At 71.5% G+C, this 18,589-nt stretch carries 18 protein-coding genes and 1 tRNA gene; 8 read left to right on the top strand and 11 right to left on the bottom strand.

The genetic code is table 11. The features are described from left to right. Window positions 1–149: 149 nt before the first annotated feature. The 9 genes from KBX21_RS03625 to KBX21_RS03585 all read right to left on the bottom strand — a co-directional run bounded on the left by KBX21_RS03625 (window position 150) and on the right by KBX21_RS03585 (window position 9,547). On the bottom strand, window positions 150–4,844 hold the full coding sequence (locus KBX21_RS03625; protein WP_210840982.1) for an SbcC/MukB-like Walker B domain-containing protein: 4,695 nt from the start codon (window positions 4,842–4,844) through the stop codon (window positions 150–152). After that, entirely contained in the window at window positions 4,798–6,174 is a 1,377-nt protein-coding gene (locus tag KBX21_RS03620; protein WP_210840981.1) for a TIGR02678 family protein, read from the bottom strand. Before KBX21_RS03620 ends, KBX21_RS03625 begins: the two co-directional genes overlap by 47 nt. Beyond that, on the bottom strand, window positions 6,174–7,046 hold the full coding sequence (locus KBX21_RS26855) for a DUF2397 family protein (protein ID WP_210840980.1): 873 nt from the start codon (window positions 7,044–7,046) through the stop codon (window positions 6,174–6,176). Before KBX21_RS26855 ends, KBX21_RS03620 begins: the two co-directional genes overlap by 1 nt. Before the next feature lie 175 nt (window positions 7,047–7,221). After that, on the bottom strand, window positions 7,222–7,767 hold the full coding sequence (locus KBX21_RS03610; RefSeq protein ID WP_082206588.1) for a hypothetical protein: 546 nt from the start codon (window positions 7,765–7,767) through the stop codon (window positions 7,222–7,224). A gap of 139 nt (window positions 7,768–7,906) precedes the next feature. After that, complete coding sequence (locus KBX21_RS03605) at window positions 7,907–8,215, bottom strand: hypothetical protein (protein WP_049576321.1); 309 nt, start codon at window positions 8,213–8,215, stop codon at window positions 7,907–7,909. Window positions 8,216–8,226: 11 nt separating this feature from the next. Next, complete coding sequence (locus tag KBX21_RS03600; RefSeq protein ID WP_017543036.1) at window positions 8,227–8,481, bottom strand: hypothetical protein; 255 nt, start codon at window positions 8,479–8,481, stop codon at window positions 8,227–8,229. Window positions 8,482–8,493: 12 nt separating this feature from the next. Beyond that, window positions 8,494–8,742, bottom strand: a complete 249-nt coding sequence (locus tag KBX21_RS03595) for a hypothetical protein (protein ID WP_017543037.1) — start codon at window positions 8,740–8,742, stop codon at window positions 8,494–8,496. A gap of 56 nt (window positions 8,743–8,798) precedes the next feature. Further along, window positions 8,799–9,044 (bottom strand): hypothetical protein, encoded by a 246-nt coding sequence (locus tag KBX21_RS03590; protein ID WP_017543038.1) that lies wholly within the window; start codon window positions 9,042–9,044, stop codon window positions 8,799–8,801. A 421-nt stretch (window positions 9,045–9,465) separates the two neighbouring features. Then, window positions 9,466–9,547: transfer RNA gene (locus KBX21_RS03585), tRNA-Tyr, on the bottom strand. 222 nt (window positions 9,548–9,769) lie between these two features. Here KBX21_RS03585 and KBX21_RS03580 point away from each other — a divergent pair. After that, window positions 9,770–10,267 (top strand): YajQ family cyclic di-GMP-binding protein, encoded by a 498-nt coding sequence (locus tag KBX21_RS03580; protein WP_049576317.1) that lies wholly within the window; start codon window positions 9,770–9,772, stop codon window positions 10,265–10,267. 59 nt (window positions 10,268–10,326) lie between these two features. On the opposite strand, the gene KBX21_RS03575 is transcribed toward KBX21_RS03580, so the two are convergent. Beyond that, window positions 10,327–11,187: a M48 family metalloprotease gene (locus KBX21_RS03575; RefSeq protein ID WP_210840979.1), complete on the bottom strand. Its 861-nt coding sequence runs from the start codon at window positions 11,185–11,187 to the stop codon at window positions 10,327–10,329. A gap of 494 nt (window positions 11,188–11,681) precedes the next feature. Between KBX21_RS03575 and KBX21_RS03570 the strand changes: the two genes are divergently transcribed. The 6 genes from KBX21_RS03570 (at window position 11,682) to KBX21_RS03545 (ending at window position 16,943) form a co-directional block, all read left to right on the top strand. Beyond that, the gene (locus KBX21_RS03570; protein ID WP_210840978.1) at window positions 11,682–13,532 is read left to right on the top strand and encodes a 2-oxoacid:acceptor oxidoreductase subunit alpha; all 1,851 of its coding nucleotides are present in this window, start codon (window positions 11,682–11,684) and stop codon (window positions 13,530–13,532) included. Beyond that, a complete protein-coding gene (locus KBX21_RS03565) occupies window positions 13,525–14,583 on the top strand; it encodes a 2-oxoacid:ferredoxin oxidoreductase subunit beta (RefSeq protein ID WP_374225695.1) in 1,059 nt (352 codons plus the stop codon). Before KBX21_RS03570 ends, KBX21_RS03565 begins: the two co-directional genes overlap by 8 nt. A gap of 108 nt (window positions 14,584–14,691) precedes the next feature. Then, window positions 14,692–15,354, top strand: a complete 663-nt coding sequence (locus KBX21_RS03560; RefSeq protein WP_210840976.1) for an NAD(P)-binding oxidoreductase — start codon at window positions 14,692–14,694, stop codon at window positions 15,352–15,354. Between the two features lie 226 nt (window positions 15,355–15,580). Further along, window positions 15,581–16,108: a hypothetical protein gene (locus tag KBX21_RS26465; protein WP_049576297.1), complete on the top strand. Its 528-nt coding sequence runs from the start codon at window positions 15,581–15,583 to the stop codon at window positions 16,106–16,108. A gap of 329 nt (window positions 16,109–16,437) precedes the next feature. After that, window positions 16,438–16,650: a hypothetical protein gene (locus KBX21_RS03550; RefSeq protein ID WP_017543045.1), complete on the top strand. Its 213-nt coding sequence runs from the start codon at window positions 16,438–16,440 to the stop codon at window positions 16,648–16,650. Window positions 16,651–16,727: 77 nt separating this feature from the next. After that, on the top strand, window positions 16,728–16,943 hold the full coding sequence (locus KBX21_RS03545; RefSeq protein ID WP_049576293.1) for a hypothetical protein: 216 nt from the start codon (window positions 16,728–16,730) through the stop codon (window positions 16,941–16,943). Window positions 16,944–17,011: 68 nt separating this feature from the next. Here the strand turns inward: KBX21_RS03545 and KBX21_RS03540 are convergent, their stop codons facing one another. Continuing rightward, entirely contained in the window at window positions 17,012–17,548 is a 537-nt protein-coding gene (locus KBX21_RS03540) for a GNAT family N-acetyltransferase (RefSeq protein WP_049576290.1), read from the bottom strand. Window positions 17,549–17,678: 130 nt separating this feature from the next. On the opposite strand from KBX21_RS03540, the gene sigJ reads away from it, so the two are divergent. Beyond that, window positions 17,679–18,587: an RNA polymerase sigma factor SigJ gene (gene sigJ, locus KBX21_RS03535; protein WP_210840974.1), complete on the top strand. Its 909-nt coding sequence runs from the start codon at window positions 17,679–17,681 to the stop codon at window positions 18,585–18,587. Window positions 18,588–18,589: the final 2 nt, after the last annotated feature.

Raw genomic sequence — 18,589 nt, 5'->3', positions numbered from 1 at the left:
CACCCGAGACCCGTTCCACCCACGCCGGACCTCGGGTTTCCCGAGGACCGGAGGTGACCCAGGCCACTGTGGCACGGCCGGCGGGCGCGCGTGCGGGTGTTCGCCGAACCCGGTCCCGGCCGAGGACGGCGCCCACCGGGACCACGGCGTCACACACCGACGAGCCGCCGCCTGCTGCCGTCCCAGGTGAAGTGCAGCGTGGCGATCCCCGGGACGTTCGGGTCCCGCAGGCACTCGTAGATGTTGAGGCTCGGCACGCTCGCGAAGCAGCCCCAGACGCGTTCGGACGTGAGCACGAAGTCGAGGTCGAGTTCGACCAGCAGGCCGAGCAGGCGTCCGTGCGTGGGTTCGTCGACCTTGGCGAAGGCGTCGTCCAGCAGGATCAGGCGCGGCGCCCACGGTGCGCGGGCGGCCAGGGCGTCGAACTGGGCGGCGGCCGCGGCGAACAGCACGAGATAGGCGACCACGCGCTGTTCGCCCTGGCTGAGGGCGGTGCGGTGGCCCAGGCGGCGCTCGTCCCCGGCGGAGTCGGTGACGAAGACGGTGAAGGTGAACCAGGACCGGTAGTCGAGCGCGGCGCGCAACTGGGCGCCACCGGTGGCGGTGGGGTCGAGACGGCGGATGGCCTCGATGCAGCGGCGCAGGGCGTCGCGCAGGCGGGTCGTCTGGACCCGGGTGCGCTCGTTCGCGGGGGTCGCCAGGAGCGGGACGACCGCCTCGACGTCGGCACCGGCGTCGGGCGCCAGGCTCCAGTCCAGGCGCACGCCGAGCCCTGCGGACGTGGTGACGTCCTTGAGGACGTCGTTCATGGTCGCGATGAGGGCGCGGGCCTCGTCGATCTGGCGGGAGAGGTGCCCGGCGAGCTCGCCCAGCAGGTGGCGTTCGAAGGCCTCCTCCTCGGCGACGGCCACGGTCTCCTCGGCCCTCACCACCGCCTCGGCGACGCGTTCGGCGTAGGAGGTGACGTCGTGGGCGCCGTCCTCGTCGTGGACCGTGAGGCGTTTCACCCCGCGAGGCTCGCTGAGCTCAGTGCGGGTCTGGGCCCAGCCCACCGAGGTGAGGAGGCGGTGCAACTCCTCACGGCTGCCGAGGATGGCGCTGTCGTCGACCTCGGCGACGTCGTCCTGGGCGGCCAGGCCGTCCTCCAGCTGCGCGGTGAAGGAGGCCAGGAGGGCCAGGCGCTCGTCCGGTCCGGTGGTCTCGGCCTCGGCCTCGGGGTCGCCGATGACCGCCGAGAGGTAGCGGGCCAGCGGCGCGTCGTCCCCGGCGCAGTCCTCGAGCCCGGCCGCGCGGAGCAGCACGGAGTCGGGGACGGTGTCCTCGGTACCGGTGACGGAGCGGCTGTCGGGGTCGCCGACGGTGGTGACGGAGGAGACCAGGGCCTCCCCCACAGCCAGGGCGCGGCGGACCTGTTCGGCGCGTTCGGTGGTGGCCACCTCGAGGCGCGCCTCGGCGCTCACGCGTTCGTCGCGGGCGCGCTGGGCGTCGCGTTCGAGTTCGGGGAGGCGTTCGGCTGCCTCCTTGGCGCGTTCCTGGACCTGGGCCCGGGCGGCGTCGATCTGCTCCGAGGCCACGCCCCTGGCGCGGTCGCCGAGCTCGAACTGGCGGCGCACGGTGATCATGTCGTCGATCGCGGCGGCGCGGGCGTCCTCGGCGAGGACGCGTGCGGCCCGGGTGCGGGACCACGCGGCGACGTGGCGTTCGTGGTCGGCCAACTCCCAGGCGAGGACGTCGAGGTCGCGCAGGGCCGAGGCGATCAGGACCCGCAGGTGGTCCAGGGCGCGCAGGGCGCTGTCGAGTTCGGCCCGGACGGTGGGCAGGTACTGGTCGCGGGCCGCCTCGGTCAGTCGGGTGCGGATGCCGAGGAGTTCGGCCCGGGCGGACTCCTCGGCCGTACGCGCGGTGTCGTGGGCGCGGCGGGCCGCGGCCACGTCGGCCCGGGCGACGTCGAGGGTGGTCCAGGCGCGGATGAGCGGGGCCGCCTCGGGGAGGTCGCGGGAGACCCCGAGCAGTTCGGTGTAGGAGTGCTCGACCGCCCAGCGGCGCTCCCCGGCCTCGGCGAGGAGGGCCTCGGCGATGGCCATGCGCCGGTCGGTGTTGGCGGACTGGCGGTCGCGGGCGCGCTTGCGTGCGGCCTCGCCGATGAACTCCGGTTCGCCCTTGTAGTGGGCTCCGGAGGCCACGCCGAGCCGCCAGCCGCCGGAGAGCGACATGGAGCTGACCGTGGTCACGGCGCTGTCGCGGCGGTGTTTGGGCTCGGTGTCCTCGGCGCTGCCGGGGGTCTCGGAGTGCAGGGCGATGGAGGAGAGCAGGGCGCGGAGGTTGTCGGTGTTCATACCCCGGTCGGGGAAGGCGACGGGGACAAGCACGTCCAGGAGGGTGCGGCCCTTGGCGGGGCGGGCCGGGGTGACCATGAGGTCGCGCGTGGTGGGGTCGTAGAGGGTGCCGTCCGCGCGGATCCACCCGGAGAGCAGTCCGCTGGCCTCCAGGGCGGCCTCCAGTCCGGCCTGTTCGCGCTGGGTGAGGCCGTCCGCGAAGTCCACGGCCAGGTGGAAGGGGACACCGTCGCCGTTCGGGCGCGGGTAGGTGGCCCAGGCGGGTCGCTCAGGGGCGCTCTCGGTGTTGCGGGCGCGGCGGGCGGCGAGTTCGGCGAGTTCGTCGGAGAGCTGGCCCTCCTCGTTGACGGCGACGTCGCGTCGGGCGCGCAGCTCCTCGAGGAGGGGGTCGACGGCGGTGTGGGCGAGGCGGGCGACCGTGGCCGGGACCTGGGGGTCCAGCACGCGCAGGGAGTCGGTGATGGGCAGTTCGACGCTGCCCTCCAGCTCGTGGATGGCCTCGCCGAGGGCGTGGGCGTGGCTGGAGTCGCGCAGCCGGGCGGCCCAGGCGCGCACGCCGTCGGCGTAGGAGGTGCTCTCCGCGCGCAGCGCGGTGATGGCCTCCTGCTCGCGGGTGTGGGTGTGCTCCAGGACGGCCTCGGCGCTCTCGGCCTCGCTGGTCAGGGCGACCAGGCGGCGGTCGGCGGCGGCCTCGGCGGTGGTGAGTCCGGTCAGCCGGGCGGCGAGGTCGGTGCGGTCGGCGGCGGCGTCGGCGCAGGTGGTCAGGCGGTCGTGCAGGCGGCCGAGGTGGTCACGCAGGTCGGCGAGGTCGACGCCCTCGACGGGGGCGCGCTCCACGGCCTGTTCGAGGCCCTGGAGGTCGACCCGGGTGGTGCTCTCCCGGGGGGCGTGCACCGAGGTGTGGGCGTCGGGGACCTGGCCGAGCGCCTGGGTGTCGAGCCCGGCCGCGGTGGCCGCGCGCGCGGCCTCCAGGTGGGTCTGGCGCAGGACCTCCAGGGCCCGCTCGATGGTGCTGGTGTCCTCGCCGAGGCGCTCCACCGCGTGGGTCTCGGTGGTCGCGGCGTGTTCGGCGGCGGCCCAGGCGGCCTCGGCCGCGCGGATGTAGGCGCCGACAGCCGCGTCGTAGGCGCGGCGCTCGTTGGTGGTGGCGGTGGCGGCGCCGTTCTGGGCGGCGGCGAGGGTGCCGTCGTCGGCGTCGGCGGTGTCGCGGGTGCGGCGGGCCTGGTCGCGTGCCTCGGCGATCTGGCTCTCCGCGGTGATGAGCTCGTCCAGCTCGGCGCGAAGGCGGTCGGTCTCCTCGGTGCGGCGGGTGCAGGCGTCGAGCTGTTCGCGGACCTCCGAGGAGCGGGCGCGCAGGGTGTGCAGGAGGTAGCCGTGGTAGTCGGTGAGGAAGGAGGCCACCCCGGCCCCGGCCTCGGTGAGCCCGTTCTTGTCGCTCCGGGCCTGTTCGAGGTCGGCGATGTTGCGGGCGACCTCGTCCAGGACGGACTCGTCCATGGGCGGAAGGGCCTCGGAGAGCACGCCGACCAGCTCCCCGGCCTCCAGGCGGTCCCCGATGGTGGGGCGGCGCAGGCGGTAGAGCAGGTGGATCAGGTTGCGGTAGCGGACCGAGTCGTCGATCCCGAACAGGTCGCGCATCACGCGGGCGCGGTAGGGGACGGCGCTGGTGAAGCAGTTGTCCGCGCCGATCTCCGAGCGCAGCCGGTCCACGGGCTTGGGGCGGCCGTCGGTGACCAGGTCGAGGTCGTGGCCCACCCGGCGGTCGGTCACGAAGAACACGCAGCGCGGGTCGGCGTCGCCGACGGCCATGACGGCCGCGCCGAGGGTGATGTGCCGGGGCGGCGCTCCGGGGGCGTGAGCGTCACCGGTGTCCGCCTGGGACTCGGGGTCGGCGGCCGGGGCGTCGTCCGGGTCCGCCAGGGGGTCGGCGGGCGGGGCGAGGGCCGCGAGCAGCGCGGAGGCGGTGGTGGGTCCGGCCGGGGAGTGCGCGGCGGGACCGCGCGAGGAGGTGGCGGCGTCCAGGCCCCGGTCGCCTCGCGCGGTGGTGAACTCGACCCACAGGTAGCCCAGGCGGGTGGCGGGCCCGGAGCTGGCGTCGGTGCCGTCGCCGGAGGAGTCGGAGCCGTCAGGGGACGCGGTCCCCCCGGCCCCGGACGCGGGTTCGGCGGGGCCGCCGAGCAGGTCGGGGCCGGTGCCCTCCTCGACCGGTCCGCGCGCCGCGCGGGGGTCGTCGGCCATCAGCCAGCGCAGGCTGGTGCGGTTGGTGCCGGTGGTGTCCAGGCGCCGGACGTCTCCGTCCAGCAGGAACGGCAGCAACATCTCCAGGGCCTTGGACTTGCCCGCGCCGTTGCGGCCGCGCAGCAGGAGCCGCCCCTCGGCGAAGTCCAGGACGTGGTCGTCGTACTGCCACACGTTCCTGATGCCCGCGCGTTCCAGACGGTAACGGGGGGTGTCGGCAGGATCAGCCGGAGCCGTCCCGGGGGCCTGGATCGTCTCCTGTGTCACCACTGGTCGCGCTCACCTTCTCGTTCGCCACCGCTTGCAGCACGGACGTCACCCGGTCGAGGTCGTCTCGGGGGTCGGTCTGGGGATCGGGTTCGTCCTGACCGGAACCACGCGCATGCGCGGGGGGTGTCCGGCTGTCTTCGTCATTGTCCTGGATCATCGGGACGCGCTCGTCCACGTCGGCGCCGAACCGGGCCGCCGCGGCGGTGAGCGCCCACTGTCCGGGGCCTCCCGTGAGCAGGCCGAGGGCGGCGAGGAGCTCCAGCACGAGGGCGGACAGCCGTTCCGGATCGGGGATCTCGGGGCCCGCGGTGCGCGCCCACTCGGCGCGGACGGGGGCGTCCGCGCCGCCGAGGGCGTCCAGCGCGGTACGTAGTTCCAGGTCGGGAACGGCGACGGAGGTGGCGGGGCGGCCGGGGTGCAGGCGGCCGGAGAGGTGACGGACCAGGGCCAGGGCCGTGCGGCCCACCGGGTCGTCGGAGGGGAAGCGCTGGGCGGCGTCGGTCTCGTCCGGCATGACGAGCGCCACACCCTCGGCGCGGATCTCGGTGTCGCAGCCGAGGAGGTTGCCCAGGGCGGCGGCGGCCCGCCACTGGTGGGCGGCGAGGCGGTCGCGCTGGCGGTCGGGCAGGTGTTCGCGGTAGACCACGGCGGTCTCGGCGAGCAGACGGCGCAGGGCGATCTCGCCCGCCTGGTCGCCCTCCGGGTCCGGATCCGCCGCGTCGGTGAGGAAGGAGTCCGGGTCGTCCCCCGCCCGGGGCAGGTGGGCGGTGACCGCGCGCAGGGCGCCGGTGTCCGGGGTGAGTTCGACGTCGACTGCGGGGTCCGCCTGGTGGGCGCGCACGGTTCCGGCGGTCTCGGTGAGCGCTCCGAAGCCGACCAGGTGGTGCAGGGCCGCGCAGAAGGCGCGGCGTTCGCCGAGGCCGCGGCCGGGGTCGGCGTCGATCCCGGCCTCTCGGGCGGCGGCGCGGACCCCTGCGGTGAGGGACCGCGCGGTGGTGGGTCCGGTCTGTTCGACCAGGACCGCGAGCGCCAGCGCCAGGTAGGTGTGGGTTCGCGGGGTGAAACGGGCTCCCGTGGCGCGTTCGGCGGGGCGGACGACCTCGTCGACGAGCCCCCGCTTGACCAGGCGGGCGTGTTCGTCGGCCACGGTCAGGCGGTAGCCGAGGACCCTCTGGAAACGCTGGACGAGCCACTCGGCGTGGGAGCGCACGAGGGAGAACTCGGCCGGGTGGGTACGCCGGGTGAGCAGGGGCCGGGCCATGAGGGCGCGGGCGGCGGCCTGCCGCTCACCGATGAGGGCGGCGTCCTCGGTGTGCGCGCTGGTCTCCATCACTCCCACCTTCCGGTCCGGGGCGTGTCCGTGACGATGGCGATGGGTCCGGTGGTCTCGACGTCGGGGTCCGAGGGGTCGTCGGCGGCGTGGGGCCCGGGGTCGGTGTCCGGGGGTTCCGGGTCGACGTCGGCCGGGGGTTCGGGATCGGCGCCGGCACGGGGTTCGGGATCGGCGCCGGGCGCGGGCACCTCAGCAGGGGCGTGCGGGCGTTCCCCGAGCGGCGGGATCACGGCGTGCTGTTCGTAGGAGGTGACGCACAGGCTCAGGCCCTCCAGCGTCAGGTCGCCGCCCTCGCCGCGGATGGTGAGTTCCGCCCCGGGCGAGGCGTGGACGTGCAGGCGCAGTCCGAACTCCAGATCCCCGGCGGAGGTGGGGCGGCGGGAGGCGTCGCCGGAGCCGAGCGCGGCCGTGAGGAGCTCCATGAGGACCTCCATGCCGGCACCGGACAGGTCCAGCCGGGCGCGGTCCGCGGTGGGCTCGGTGAGCAGGGAGCGGATCTGTTCCGCACCGGCACGGCGCCAGTGCGCGGAGGACTCGGCCGCGTCGCGCAGGCGGGCCTGCTGGGCGCGGTGGTCACGCACGGGCTCCGGCGGGCGGGTTCCGGGGTGTTCGGTGACGGTGCTGCGGTCGGCTTCGGCGTGCCACCAACTGGTGGTGGCCGCGACGGTGTCGTCGACCCGCCCCTCCAGGTGACACGCGGGGTGCAGGGCGAAGGCCGCCGTGGCCAGCGCCTCGGCGCGATCCGGTTCGGCGCCCTCGAACCAGGTGGCCAGGCGCAGCAGTGCGGCGCGGCCGTGCCGTGGCACCGGTCGGTCACCGGTGCCCTGTCCTTCGTCCGCGCGGTCGTCCGCCCACTGGTTGAGTCCCACAACTCAGCAGACTAGAGACCTCCGGAGCTCGCCACGCCCGGTTCGGCCACCCCGGACCCCGGTAAACACCACCTCGCGCCCGATCTGACCAGCGAGTTCGAGAGTTTTCTCGACTTTGGGAGGATTCGGGGAAGCTGGGGCGGAGTCGAAGCTCACGTTCGCTCCGCCCGGGTGCCTAGTCCTCAGCGGAGCCGGGAAGGGTGAGCCGCCCGCCGTCGGCCTCGTCCAGTGCGTCCCGCTGCGCCTGTGGCATGTCGTCGTCGTACTCGGTGATCGTGTAGGTGGAGAAGTACCAGATCCCGTCCACCTCCACGGGGTCGCCGAGTTCCAGCTCGACGTCGTAGGGGTCGTCCTGGCAGCCCCGGTCCATGCACCAGGTGCCCAGGATCTCGCCCTCACCGCGTGCGCGGGTGTGGTCCCACTCGTCCCACTCCATGTCGGAGAAGGTCGTGGACCCCGTGGCGACGTAGGTCTGCGGACGCTGGTCGTCGAAGCCCTCCTCGTCGCCGTGCAGGTTGAGGACCTGGACCTCCCCCTCGGCGGCCGGACCGTCCCCTGACTCCGGGGAGCCACCCGTTCCCGGGGCGTCGTCCTGCGCGGTGGGGTCGTCCTGTGCGGTGGGGCGGTCGTCCTCGGGTTCCTCCGACTGGCCGCAGGCCGGGACCGTCAGAACCAGGGCGGTCCCGAACAGCAGGGCGCGGGCCAAGAGTGTGGGCTTCAACCGGCCTCCTAGGTTCGATGGGATCGCGACCATCCTCGTCGCGGGAAGCGGCAAGGCCCCCCGGCACACGCCGGGGGGCCTCGAACCCGCTCAGTTCCGTCACCGGAGCCCTGGGGCTCCGTCGACCACGCTCAGGTGGTCAGTAGCCGTAGCCGTGGTCGCCCTCTTCGGCACGGTCGTGGTCACCCTTGTCAGCACTGTCGTGACTGATGTTGGTGCTCGCCGGGCCGTTGATGCAGTCGCCAGCGGTCTGCGGCGACAGGATCGGCACGTTGGCGCCGACCAGGCCGACAGCCAGCTCGGTGTTGCACAGCTGAATCGGAACCAACTGGAGGTTCTGATTGAACTGCTGGTCGCCACCGTGCGAGGCGGAGGCCGGGGCGGCCGCGAGCATCGCGCCGAGCGCGACACCGGCGATCGCCGTGGCGGCGGTGAACCTGCGCAGCATGTGCGGTTCCCCTAGTCGATGTTGGTGCTGATCGGGCCGTTGACGCAGTCGCCCGTGGTCTGCGGCGACAGGATCGGCACGTTGACGCCAGCCAGGAGACCGACAGCCAGCTCGGTGTTGCACAGCTGGACCGGGATGGCCTGGAGGTTCTGGTTGTACTGCTGGTCGCCACCGTGGGAACCGTGGGAGGCGGACACGGGAGCGGCCGCGAGGATGGCGCCGAGAGCGACACCGGCGATGGCGGTGGCAGCGGTGAACTTACGCATTGTGGGGTTCTCCTAGTCGATGTTGGTGCTGATCGGGCCGTTGACGCAGTCGCCGGTGGTCTGCGGCGACAGGATCGGCACGTTGACGCCGACCAGGCCGACGGCGGCGCTGGTGTTGCACAGCTGAACCGGAACCAGCTGGAGGTTCTGGTTGTACTGCTGGTCGCCACCGTGCGAGCCAGCGGAGGCCGGGGTGGCGGCCAGGACGGCGGAGAAAGCAGCACCAGCGACGAGGCCGGCAATGCCGAGCTTACGCAGCATTGAATTACCCTTCGGAGAAGTTTGAGATATGGTCTCGGTCGAACCGATTGCCGGAACTAGCTGATGTTGGTGCCGATGGGGCCGTTCACGCAGTCGCCCGTGGTCTGCGGCGACAGGATCGGCACGGTGACGGCAACCAGGCCAACGCTGCCCGTCAGGTTGCAGGACTGGATCGGGACGAGCTGCAGGTTCTGGTTGAACTGCTGGTCACCACCGTGCGAGGCGTGAGCGGGAGCGCCCATGAGGAGCGCGCCCATCGCGGCACCAGCGACCAGGCCAGCAGCGGTCAGCTTCTTGATCATGTTTCCCCCGAGAATTCAAGCGAGGCATTGACAGAAAAAGACGCAGGCGCTTTTGCACCTGTGTCGCGGTGGACTGATGCAATCATCATCCGGCCCCCGATTTTTGTCAACGCCGAAACTCCGCCAGTCAATTGTCCAGATTGCCGGTTGAATTCCTTTTGCCCTTGAAAACAAAAGGGACGATGCGGTGATTTATCGGCGCGACTCGACCCCGCCGAAACGATCAAAGATCACACAGAGTGACCGAAGCGAACTCTGAGCGTGACCATCTCGCAACCGCCCGAATCATCTGACCACCCGTGAACACGCGAACACGCCACGTAACGGGCACGTAGAGACCACCCCGGTCCGCCGCGGGGTCGGCCCCGGACACGACGAAGCCCCCGGCACCTGTCGGTGCCGGGGGCTTCGGTACTCCCTGTGGCGGGTGAAGGATTCGAACCTTCGAAGGCTAAGCCGACGGATTTACAGTCCGCTCCCATTGGCCGCTCGGGCAACCCGCCTGGGCTGCTGCGACGCTTGGCGTCGCCGCGCAGGAACGACAATAGCGGATGATGGGCCCGAACCTGAAATCGATTCCCGAGCGCGTCCCCGCCGGACTCGTCAGACGGGGGCGGGCGCGGCGCGGCTAAGCTCTGAACCGGCCCGGACCGGGCCGGACGAGACGCACACGGGCGCCCCACGGCGCACCGTGACCCATGAGACGTAGCGGGGTGTGAGAGTACGTGGCCGCCGAATCCAGTTTCGACGTGGTGTCCAAGCTCGACCGTCAGGAGGTCGACAACGCGCTGAACCAGGCGGGCAAGGAACTGTCCCAGAGGTTCGACTTCAAGGGCACGGGGACCACCATCGCCTGGCAGGGCGAGGACGGCATCGAGATCAGGAGCGGCTCCGAGGAGCGCGCCCTGGCCGCCCTGGACGTCTTCAAGGAGAAGCTGGTCAAGCGCAAGCTCTCCCTGAAGATCCTGGACTCGGCCGAGGAGGCCAAGCCCTCCGGCAAGGAGTACCGCCTGCCGATCAGCCTCAAGGAGGGCATCTCCTCCGAGGACGCCAAGAAGATCTCCAAGCTCATCCGGGACGAGGGCCCCAAGGGCGTCAAGGCCCAGATCCAGGGCGAGGAGCTGCGAGTGAGCTCCAAGAAGAAGGACGACCTCCAGAACGTCATGAACCTCATCAAGGACAAGGACTTCGACCTGGCGCTCCAGTTCGTGAACTACCGCTAGGCATCCGACGAACGGCCGCCCGCCCCGACAGGGGAGGGCGGCCGTTCGTCGCGTGGACCTCAGCGCATGTCCCACTTGCGGCGCAGCTCGCGGAGACGGCGCACCCGCTCCTCCACCGGCGGGTGCGCGGCGAACAGGCGGCCCACCCCTCCGGGGAAGGGGTTGGTGGTCATCAGGTGCGAGGCGGCCAGCAGGGCGCGCTCCTTGGGCAGCGGGTAGGCGCGGTTCCCGGACTCCAGCTTGGTCAGCGCGTCGGCCAGCCCCAGGGGGTCGCCGGTGATCTCCGCCGCCCGCTCGTCGGCCCGGAACTCCCGGGCCCGGCCCACCCCGAAGTAGACGACCATCGCCGCCAGCGGGGCCAGGACCACCATCATCAGGCCGCCCAGCAGGTTGGGCAGGTCCGTCTCCTCGGAGTCCCCCAGCGGAATGAGGAACGAGACCGCGGTCAGGGCGGTGATGAGCGCGGTGAGGGTGGCCGCCACGGAGCTGATCAGGGTGTCGTGCGCCCGGATGTGCGCCAGTTCGTGGGCGAGCACGCCGCGCAGTTCGCGTTCGTTGAGGGCGCGCAGCAGGCCCGTCGTGCAGCACAGGGCGGCGCGTCGGGGGCTGCTGCCGGTGGCGAAGGCGTTGGGCGAGCGCACCGGGGAGAGGTAGAGGCGGGGCATCGGCTGCCTGGCGGCCGTCGCCAGTTCCCGCACCAACCGGTAGAGCTCGGGGCGCTCGATCTCGCTGACCGGGCGGGCCCGCATCGCGCGGAGAGCGAGGGAGTTGCCGAAGAGGTAGACCAGGATCCCCGCGCAGGCCACCAGCGCCACCGAGACCTGGATCCCCTTCTCCGCTCCGCACAGCCAGCCGACCACGACGGCGAGCACCGAGACGCCGACGAACAGGCCCACCGCGCGGATCGCGTTGACGTGCACGCGCCCTCCTTCCGCTGTTCGCCGCTGCCCGGCTGTGGATGCGTACATGGTGACAAACGTGCGGGTCCGCGTTCTGCGTTCCCCATGTGACCAGCTGTCGGTCACATCCCCCTTCCAGCCCGGATTCGGAGGGGTTGTGACAATGGCCACCCGCCCCGCCCCAGGGTCGGGACGACGACCTATAGTGCGAACGTGGCCCTTGTCACTCCGAACACCACGGGGACGGGACGGCGCTCCACCGGGGCGGGCGTCCCCTTCGAGGTGAGCGGGGGGCCGTGCCGTCCGAGGCGGGAAGCCGAGGTCGGCCCGGCCGCGGTCCGAGACCGCCGAAACACCACCCGGGGTTGGCGCACCCAGGGCGTGTGGGGGCCACGCCGTCCTCCTGCCCCCGATCCAGGCACCCGGCCCGTGACGGTGAGGTTCGGCCGGGGGTAGACACCACAGCGCCGCCGCCCGTCACGACCGGCGGCTGACCAAGGAGGTCTTCGATCTCAGTGGCCAAACAGATCGAGCAGCTCGACCGGGTCATCATCCGGTTCGCCGGGGACTCCGGCGACGGGATGCAGTTGACCGGTGACCGTTTCACCCAGGAGACAGCGTCGTTCGGCAACGACCTCTCGACCCTGCCGAACTTCCCCGCCGAGATCCGCGCCCCCGCCGGGACCCTCCCCGGGGTGTCCAGCTTCCAGCTCCACTTCGCCGACCACGACATCATGACGCCGGGCGACGCCCCGGACGTGCTGGTGGCGATGAACCCCGCCGCGTTGAAGGCCAACCTCGGGGACCTGCCCCGGGGCGCGACCGTCATCGTCAACACCGACGAGTTCAACAAGCGCAGCCTGGCCAAGGTCGGCTACGCGGTCGACCCCCTCACGGACGGGAGCCTGGACGGGTTCCATGTGAGCGCCGTGGGCCTCACCTCGATGACAGTGGCCGCCCTGGAGGGGTCCGGGCTGTCCAAGAAGGACGCCCAGCGCGCGAAGAACATGTTCGCGCTGGGGCTGCTGTCGTGGATGTACAACCGCCCGACGGAGGGCACGACCTCGTTCCTGAAGTCGAAGTTCGCCAGCAAGCCGGACATCCTCGCCGCCAACCTCACGGCGTTCCAGGCCGGGTGGAACTTCGGGGAGACGACGGAGGACTTCGCGGTCTCCTACGAGGTCAAGCCAGCGAAGCTCCCCCCGGGCACCTACCGCAACATCACGGGGAACCTGGCCACCGCCTACGGGCTGATCGCCGGGTCGCGCCGGTCCGGTCTGCCCCTGTTCCTGGGGTCGTACCCGATCACCCCCGCCTCCGACATCCTGCACGAGCTCTCCCGGCACAAGCGGTTCGGCGTGCGCACGTTCCAGGCGGAGGACGAGATCGCGGGGGTCGGCGCGGCGATCGGCGCGTCGTTCGGCGGCTCGCTCGGGGTCACGACCACCTCCGGCCCCGGCATGGTGCTGAAGCAGGAGGCCGTGGGGCTGGCCGTGATGACCGAGCTCCCGCTGGTGGTCGTGGACGTGCAGCGGGCCGGCCCCAGCACCGGCATGCCCACCAAGACCGAGCAGACCGACCTGCTCATGGCGCTGTACGGCCGCAACGGGGAGTCCCCCGTGCCGGTGGTGGCGCCCTCCTCCCCCGCCGACTGCTTCGACGCGGCGCTGGAGGCGGTCCGCCTGGCGGTGCGGTACCGGACCCCGGTGGTGATGCTCTCCGACGGCTACCTGGCCAACGGGTCGGAGCCCTGGCGCCTGCCCGAGGTGTCGGAACTGCCGGTGATCGAGCCGGACTTCGCCACGCGGCCCAACGGGCCGGACGGCGAGTTCCTGCCGTACCTGCGCGACGAGGAGACGCTGGCCCGCCCGTGGGCGGTGCCGGGCACGGCGGGTCTGGAACACCGGATCGGCGGGATCGAGAAGCACGCCCGGACCGGCGACATCTCGTACACGCCCGACAACCACGACCTCATGGTCCGCACCCGCCAGGCGAAGGTGGACGCCATCGCCCGGGACATCCCGGAGCTGGAGGTCTCCGACCCCACGGGCGACGCGAACGTGCTCGTGCTGGGCTGGGGCGGCACCTACGGGTCGATCACCGCCGCCGTGCGCCGGATCCGGCGTTCGGGGGGCCGGGTCGCGCAGGCTCACCTGCGCCACCTCAACCCCTTCCCGGCCAACCTCGGCGACGTGCTGCGCAGCTACGACCGGGTCGTGGTCCCGGAGATCAACCTGGGCCAGCTGTCGCTGCTGCTGCGCGGCCGGTTCCTGGTGGACGTCATCGGTTACAACAAGGTCCGCGGGCTGCCCTTCAAGGCGGAGGAGCTCGCGGATGTGCTGCGGGAGGTCATCGACCGTGACTGAGAACACGAACGGGACGCCCCCGGCCGGGCTGCGGCTGGTGCCCAGGACCGACACCGAGTACCGGATGAAGGACTTCAAGTCCGACCAGGAGGTGCGCTGGTGTCCGGGGTGCGGCGACTACGCGGTCCTCGCCGCCTTCCAGTCGTTCCTGCCGCAGCTGGGCGTACCCCGCGAGAACATCGTGATGGTCTCCGGGATCGGCTGCTCCTCGCGCTTCCCGTACTACCTGAGCACCTACGGGGTGCACTCGATCCACGGGCGCGCCCCGGCGATCGCGACGGGGCTGGCGGCCAGCCGCCCGGACCTGTCGGTGTGGGTGGTCACGGGTGACGGCGACGGGCTGTCCATCGGCGGCAACCACCTGATCCACGCGCTGCGCCGCAACGTGAACATCAACATCCTGCTGTTCAACAACCGCATCTACGGCCTGACCAAGGGCCAGTACTCCCCCACCTCCGAGGCCGGGAAGATCACGAAGTCCTCGCCGGTGGGATCGCTGGACCAGCCGTTCAACCCGGTGTCACTGGCACTGGGCGCCGAGGCGAGCTTCGTCGCCCGGACCGTCGACTCCGACCGCAAGCACCTGACCTCGGTGCTGCGCGCGGCGGCGGACCACCCCGGTGCGTCGTTCGTGGAGATCTACCAGAACTGCCCGATCTTCAACGACGACGCCTTCGAGCCGCTGAAGGACCCGGCCGCCCGGGACCTGCGGCTGCTGCGCATGGAGCACGGTGAGCCGCTGCGGCTGGGACCGGACCGCGGCGTGGTCGCGGACGGGTTCGGCGGCCTGGAGGTCGTGGACGTGGACTCGGTCGGAGAGGACCGGCTGATCCGGCACGACGCGCACCGCCCGGACCCGGGGTACGCGTTCGCGCTGTCCAGACTGGACCAGCCCGCCTTCGAGCACGTGCCGGTCGGGGTGTTCCGGGACGTGCGGCGACCGGTCTACGACGAGCTGCTCAACGAGCAGGTGGAGGACGCGCGGGCCGAGCACGGCGACGGCGAGCTCGGCGCACTGCTGGCCAGCGGGGACACCTGGACGGTGGACTGATCCCGTCCGGGCGGGGACGTATTCCCCCCGGGCGGCGTCGGGAAGTTCACCGCCGCCGCCCGGGGTCTCCTCCCGGTGTGCCCGTGGCCCAGGCAATACGCTTCCCCCATGCGTATCGTCATCGCCGGTGGACACGGGAAGATCGCACTGCGGCTGGCCAGGCTTCTGGCCGCCCGCGGTGACCAGCCCGTGGCCCTCATCCGCAACCCCGACCACACCCAGGACATCGTCGACGCCGGGGCCGAGCCGGTCCTCGTCGACCTGGAGGAAGCCAGCGTCACCGAGCTGGCCGAGAAGATCATGGACGCCGACGGCGTGGTGTTCGCCGCCGGCGCCGGACCGGGCAGCGGCGCCGACCGCAAGTCCACGGTGGACCACAAGGCGGCCTCGCTGACCGCGAACGCCGCGGCTCTTGCGGGGGTGCGCCGTCTGGTGCAGGTCTCCGCGATCAACGTGGACGAGCCGGTCCCGGAGGGCACCGACGAGGTCTGGGCCGCGTACGTGGCTGCCAAGAAGGCGGCCGACGACGACCTGCGTGAACACGACCTCGACCTGGACTGGACCATCCTGCGTCCGGGTCGGCTGACCGACGAGGCCGGAACAGGTCAGGTGGACCTGGGCGAGGCCGTGGAGCGCGACTCCGTGACCCGCGACGACGTGGCCGCCGTGATCGTGGCCCTCCTGGACGAACCGGGGACCGCCAAGAGGGTCCTCAACCTGGTGAACGGTCGCACGCCGGTCGTCGAGGCGGTCCGCTCCGTCGCCGGTTAGCCGCGCTGCTCCGGGCCCCGTCGACCGGGGCCCGGAGCCGTCGGTTTCCGCTGCACCTCGGCGGTTCCCGTCGTCAGCGGCGGTTCCGGCTCTCTGTGGCCAGATGCCCTCATAGAAGGCATGATGGAAGCGGAGCCCGGCGGATTCCGTCACGGTGGACGCGGACGACCGGGAACGACCCCCGACGGGTGAAGCAGCTCCGCAGAGCAGATGGGTACGGTTATTCATGAGCGTCACGCAGGTCGTGAGGGACAGCACTGTCGTCGAGCACGCCAAGGTCGCCGCGCAGCAGAAGCGGCGGATGTTCATCATCCAGCTCGAGGTCAACGCCTACGACGAGGCGTCCAGCAAGCTGCGGCCGGGGCTGACCCGCATCCTCGAGGGCATCGAGGAGGCCGGGTGGCGGCTGGAGCTGATCACCCCCAGCGAGACCGGTGAGTCCGCCGCCGCGCGTCTGTTCATCTTCCGTCCCGACACCGACGCCAAGGGCTCCGGCCAGGCCGAGACGGCGCAGCCCCAGCAGCAGACGCCGCAGGACCCGTCCGGTCAGCAGCAGCCCTACCAGCACCACCACACGGGCGCCCAGCAGCCGGACCCGTACGCGGGTTACGGCCAGGGCTACGGTCAGCAGCACCAGCAGTACCCCGGTTACGACCCCCAGCAGTACCCGGGTTACGGGCAGCAGCCCGGATACGGCCAGCAGCCCGGCTATGGGCAGCAGTACCCGGGTTACGGACAGCAGCAGGGCTGGTAGCCGACCCCACTCCCGAACAGCAGGGCCCGCACGGTGTGAACCGTGCGGGCCCTTCTTCGTGTCCGCGTTCGCACCCCCACGGCGGGTCATGTCGGACAGGGGTGGTTCCGATGCATTTGCCAGAAGTCTGATCCAGCCACGCTTTCGGTTGTGTAACGCGCCCGGCCCGCAAGGCGTGACATGTCCGCCATGTCAGGTGCGAAGCCGAAGAAAGTCCTGAGAAACTCTGGGTTCCCGGCGAAAATCACTTCGAGCATGCGTCCAGCTACGCTAAGTTAATTACGGCGGCCGCAGCCAACCCGTTTTTGTACTTCCGAAAGGTATCCACCATGTCCCGTATTGCCAAGGTTTCCGGATTCGTCCTCGCCACCGGCCTCGCCTTCGGAGCCCTGACCGGGACCGCCGCGGCCGACAACAACGCCCAGATCCAGAACATCACGATCCCGATCTGCCTCGACGTCATCAAGGCCTCCGGCTTCAGCGCCAGCGGCTGCAACGTCGTCGACTGGAACTCCACCTCGGGCATCTCCGTCCACGACTAGGCCCCCAGCCGTCGCGCGACACCCCTGCCAGACCTGCCAGATCCACCTGAGAAACACCAACCGAAAGGGATTCAACAATGCAGCGCATCACCGCCGTCTCCGGTCTCATCCTCGCCACCGGCCTCGCCCTGGGCGCCATGACCGGTACCGCCGCCGCGGACAACAACGCCCACATCCAGAACATCACCGTGCCGATCTGCGCCGACGTCATCTCCTTCGCGGGCTTCAGCTCCGAGGGCTGCAACGTCGTCAACAGCAACAGCACCTCGGGCATCTCCGTCTTCGACTGGTAGTCCAGGCTCCGGGCACAGGAACGACGCGGGGCACGGTGATCACTCACCGTGCCCCGCGTTTCGCGTGTTCAGCCCCCGCAGACGCCCTCGGCCACACCCTCGACGGGGTCCGTGACCAGTCGGGCGTGGGACCCGGTGTCGTAGCGCGAGGTCCCGTAGCGGAGCTTGGCCCGCTCGATCCCCTCCGGCCGGAACCCCGCCCGGCGCGCCGCCACGCACGAGCCCGGGTTGTTCACACGGTGACCCGTCTCGACGCGGAACAGGCCCAGCTCCGCGAAGGCGAACCCGGCCGCCAGCCGGGCCCCGGCCGAGGCCACGCCCCGGCCCTGCTCGGCCGGGTGCGTCCAGTACGACAACCAGCCGAGCCCGTGCGTGCGGCTGGTGACCGAGACCTGCGCGTGCCCCAGCACCCGGTCGGTCCCGTCGACCACCGCGAACCCGTGGACCTCCTGTTCCGAGGCCAGGACGGCCCTGCGCGCGATCCACTCCAGGGCCTGCTCTCGCGTGCGCGGCACCTCCCTCTCCTGACGGGACAGTTCGTCCCAGCGGAAGGCCTCCAGCAGCCGGTCGGCGTCGCCCCGGTTCCACTCACGTAGGCGGTACAACCGCAACCCCTCTCACCAACGGTTCGGATCGCGCCAACCTAGAACCACCGTCCGCCCGAGGCAAGCGCTTTTGCACCCCGTCTCGACGGAGGGTGTCACGCGGGGACCGTGGTGGTACGTCTTCCCTGACATGACGACGACAGAGGTCTTCGAAGCCCACCGACCACTCCTGACCGGGGTCGCCTACCGCATCCTCGGCACCGCCGCCGATGCCGAGGACGTGGTCCAGGAGGCGTGGCTGCGCTGGTCCGGGGTGCCCGGGGACGAGGTGGACAACCCCCGCGCCTACCTGGTCACGGTGGTCTCCCGGCTCTCCATCGACCGGCTGCGCAGGGCCAGTGCCCAGCGCGAGTCGTACGTGGGAGAGTGGCTGCCCGAGCCGGTCAGCGACCTGCCCGACGCCGCCGAACGCGCCGAGATCGCGGACTCGGTGGAGTTCGCGCTCATGGTGGTGCTGGAGACCCTCAGCCCCCTGGAACGGGCCGTGTTCGTCCTGCACGAAGCGTTCCAGCTGCCCTACGCGCAGATCGCCGAGGTCATCGGCCGGAGCGAGGAGGCCGCCCGCCAGCTGGCCCGGCGTGCCCGGGACCACGTGCGGGAGCGCCGCCCCCGGTTCGAGGCCGACCGGGCCAAGCGCAGGCGCATGACCGAACGCTTCCTTCGGGCGTGTCTGGAGGGCGACCTGGACGGACTCAAGGGGATGCTCGCCGACGACGCCACGATGGTCAGCGACAGCGGTGGCAAGGCCCGCGCCCCGCTTCGGGTGCTGCACGGCTCCCGGAAGGTGGGCCGGTTCCTCACCGCGGTCTCCGAGGAGCGCAACGTCGCGCGCTTCCTGAGGTCGGTGGGCGCGGACACCATGGCGGAGCTGGGCACGGAGGTCACCGAGGTGAACGGCGGGCCGGCCGCGATGGTGACCGCGCAGGGCAGTCCGGTGCTCCTGCTGGCCCTGGACGTCTTCGAGGACCGGGTCCAGCACGTGTACCTGATGGCCAACCCGGACAAGATGTCACGTCTGCGGGTGACCGATCCGTCCTAGGT

This window comes from Nocardiopsis sp. B62 (assembly GCF_018070675.1).
Lineage (GTDB): Bacteria > Actinomycetota > Actinomycetes > Streptosporangiales > Streptosporangiaceae > Nocardiopsis > Nocardiopsis prasina.
This window is presented reverse-complemented; position numbering and strand designations above follow the sequence as displayed.

Coding starts and splice junctions, on each gene's coding strand:
- KBX21_RS03620 (WP_210840981.1), bottom strand. CDS start 6,174: ATGGAGACCAGCGCGCACACCGAGGACGCCGCCCTCATCGGTGAGCGG.
- KBX21_RS03605 (WP_049576321.1), bottom strand. CDS start 8,215: ATGCTGCGCAGGTTCACCGCCGCCACGGCGATCGCCGGTGTCGCGCTC.
- KBX21_RS03600 (WP_017543036.1), bottom strand. CDS start 8,481: ATGCGTAAGTTCACCGCTGCCACCGCCATCGCCGGTGTCGCTCTCGGC.
- KBX21_RS03595 (WP_017543037.1), bottom strand. CDS start 8,742: ATGCTGCGTAAGCTCGGCATTGCCGGCCTCGTCGCTGGTGCTGCTTTC.
- KBX21_RS03590 (WP_017543038.1), bottom strand. CDS start 9,044: ATGATCAAGAAGCTGACCGCTGCTGGCCTGGTCGCTGGTGCCGCGATG.
- KBX21_RS03560 (WP_210840976.1), top strand. CDS start 14,692: ATGCGTATCGTCATCGCCGGTGGACACGGGAAGATCGCACTGCGGCTG.
- KBX21_RS26465 (WP_049576297.1), top strand. CDS start 15,581: ATGAGCGTCACGCAGGTCGTGAGGGACAGCACTGTCGTCGAGCACGCC.
- KBX21_RS03550 (WP_017543045.1), top strand. CDS start 16,438: ATGTCCCGTATTGCCAAGGTTTCCGGATTCGTCCTCGCCACCGGCCTC.
- KBX21_RS03545 (WP_049576293.1), top strand. CDS start 16,728: ATGCAGCGCATCACCGCCGTCTCCGGTCTCATCCTCGCCACCGGCCTC.
- sigJ (WP_210840974.1), top strand. CDS start 17,679: ATGACGACGACAGAGGTCTTCGAAGCCCACCGACCACTCCTGACCGGG.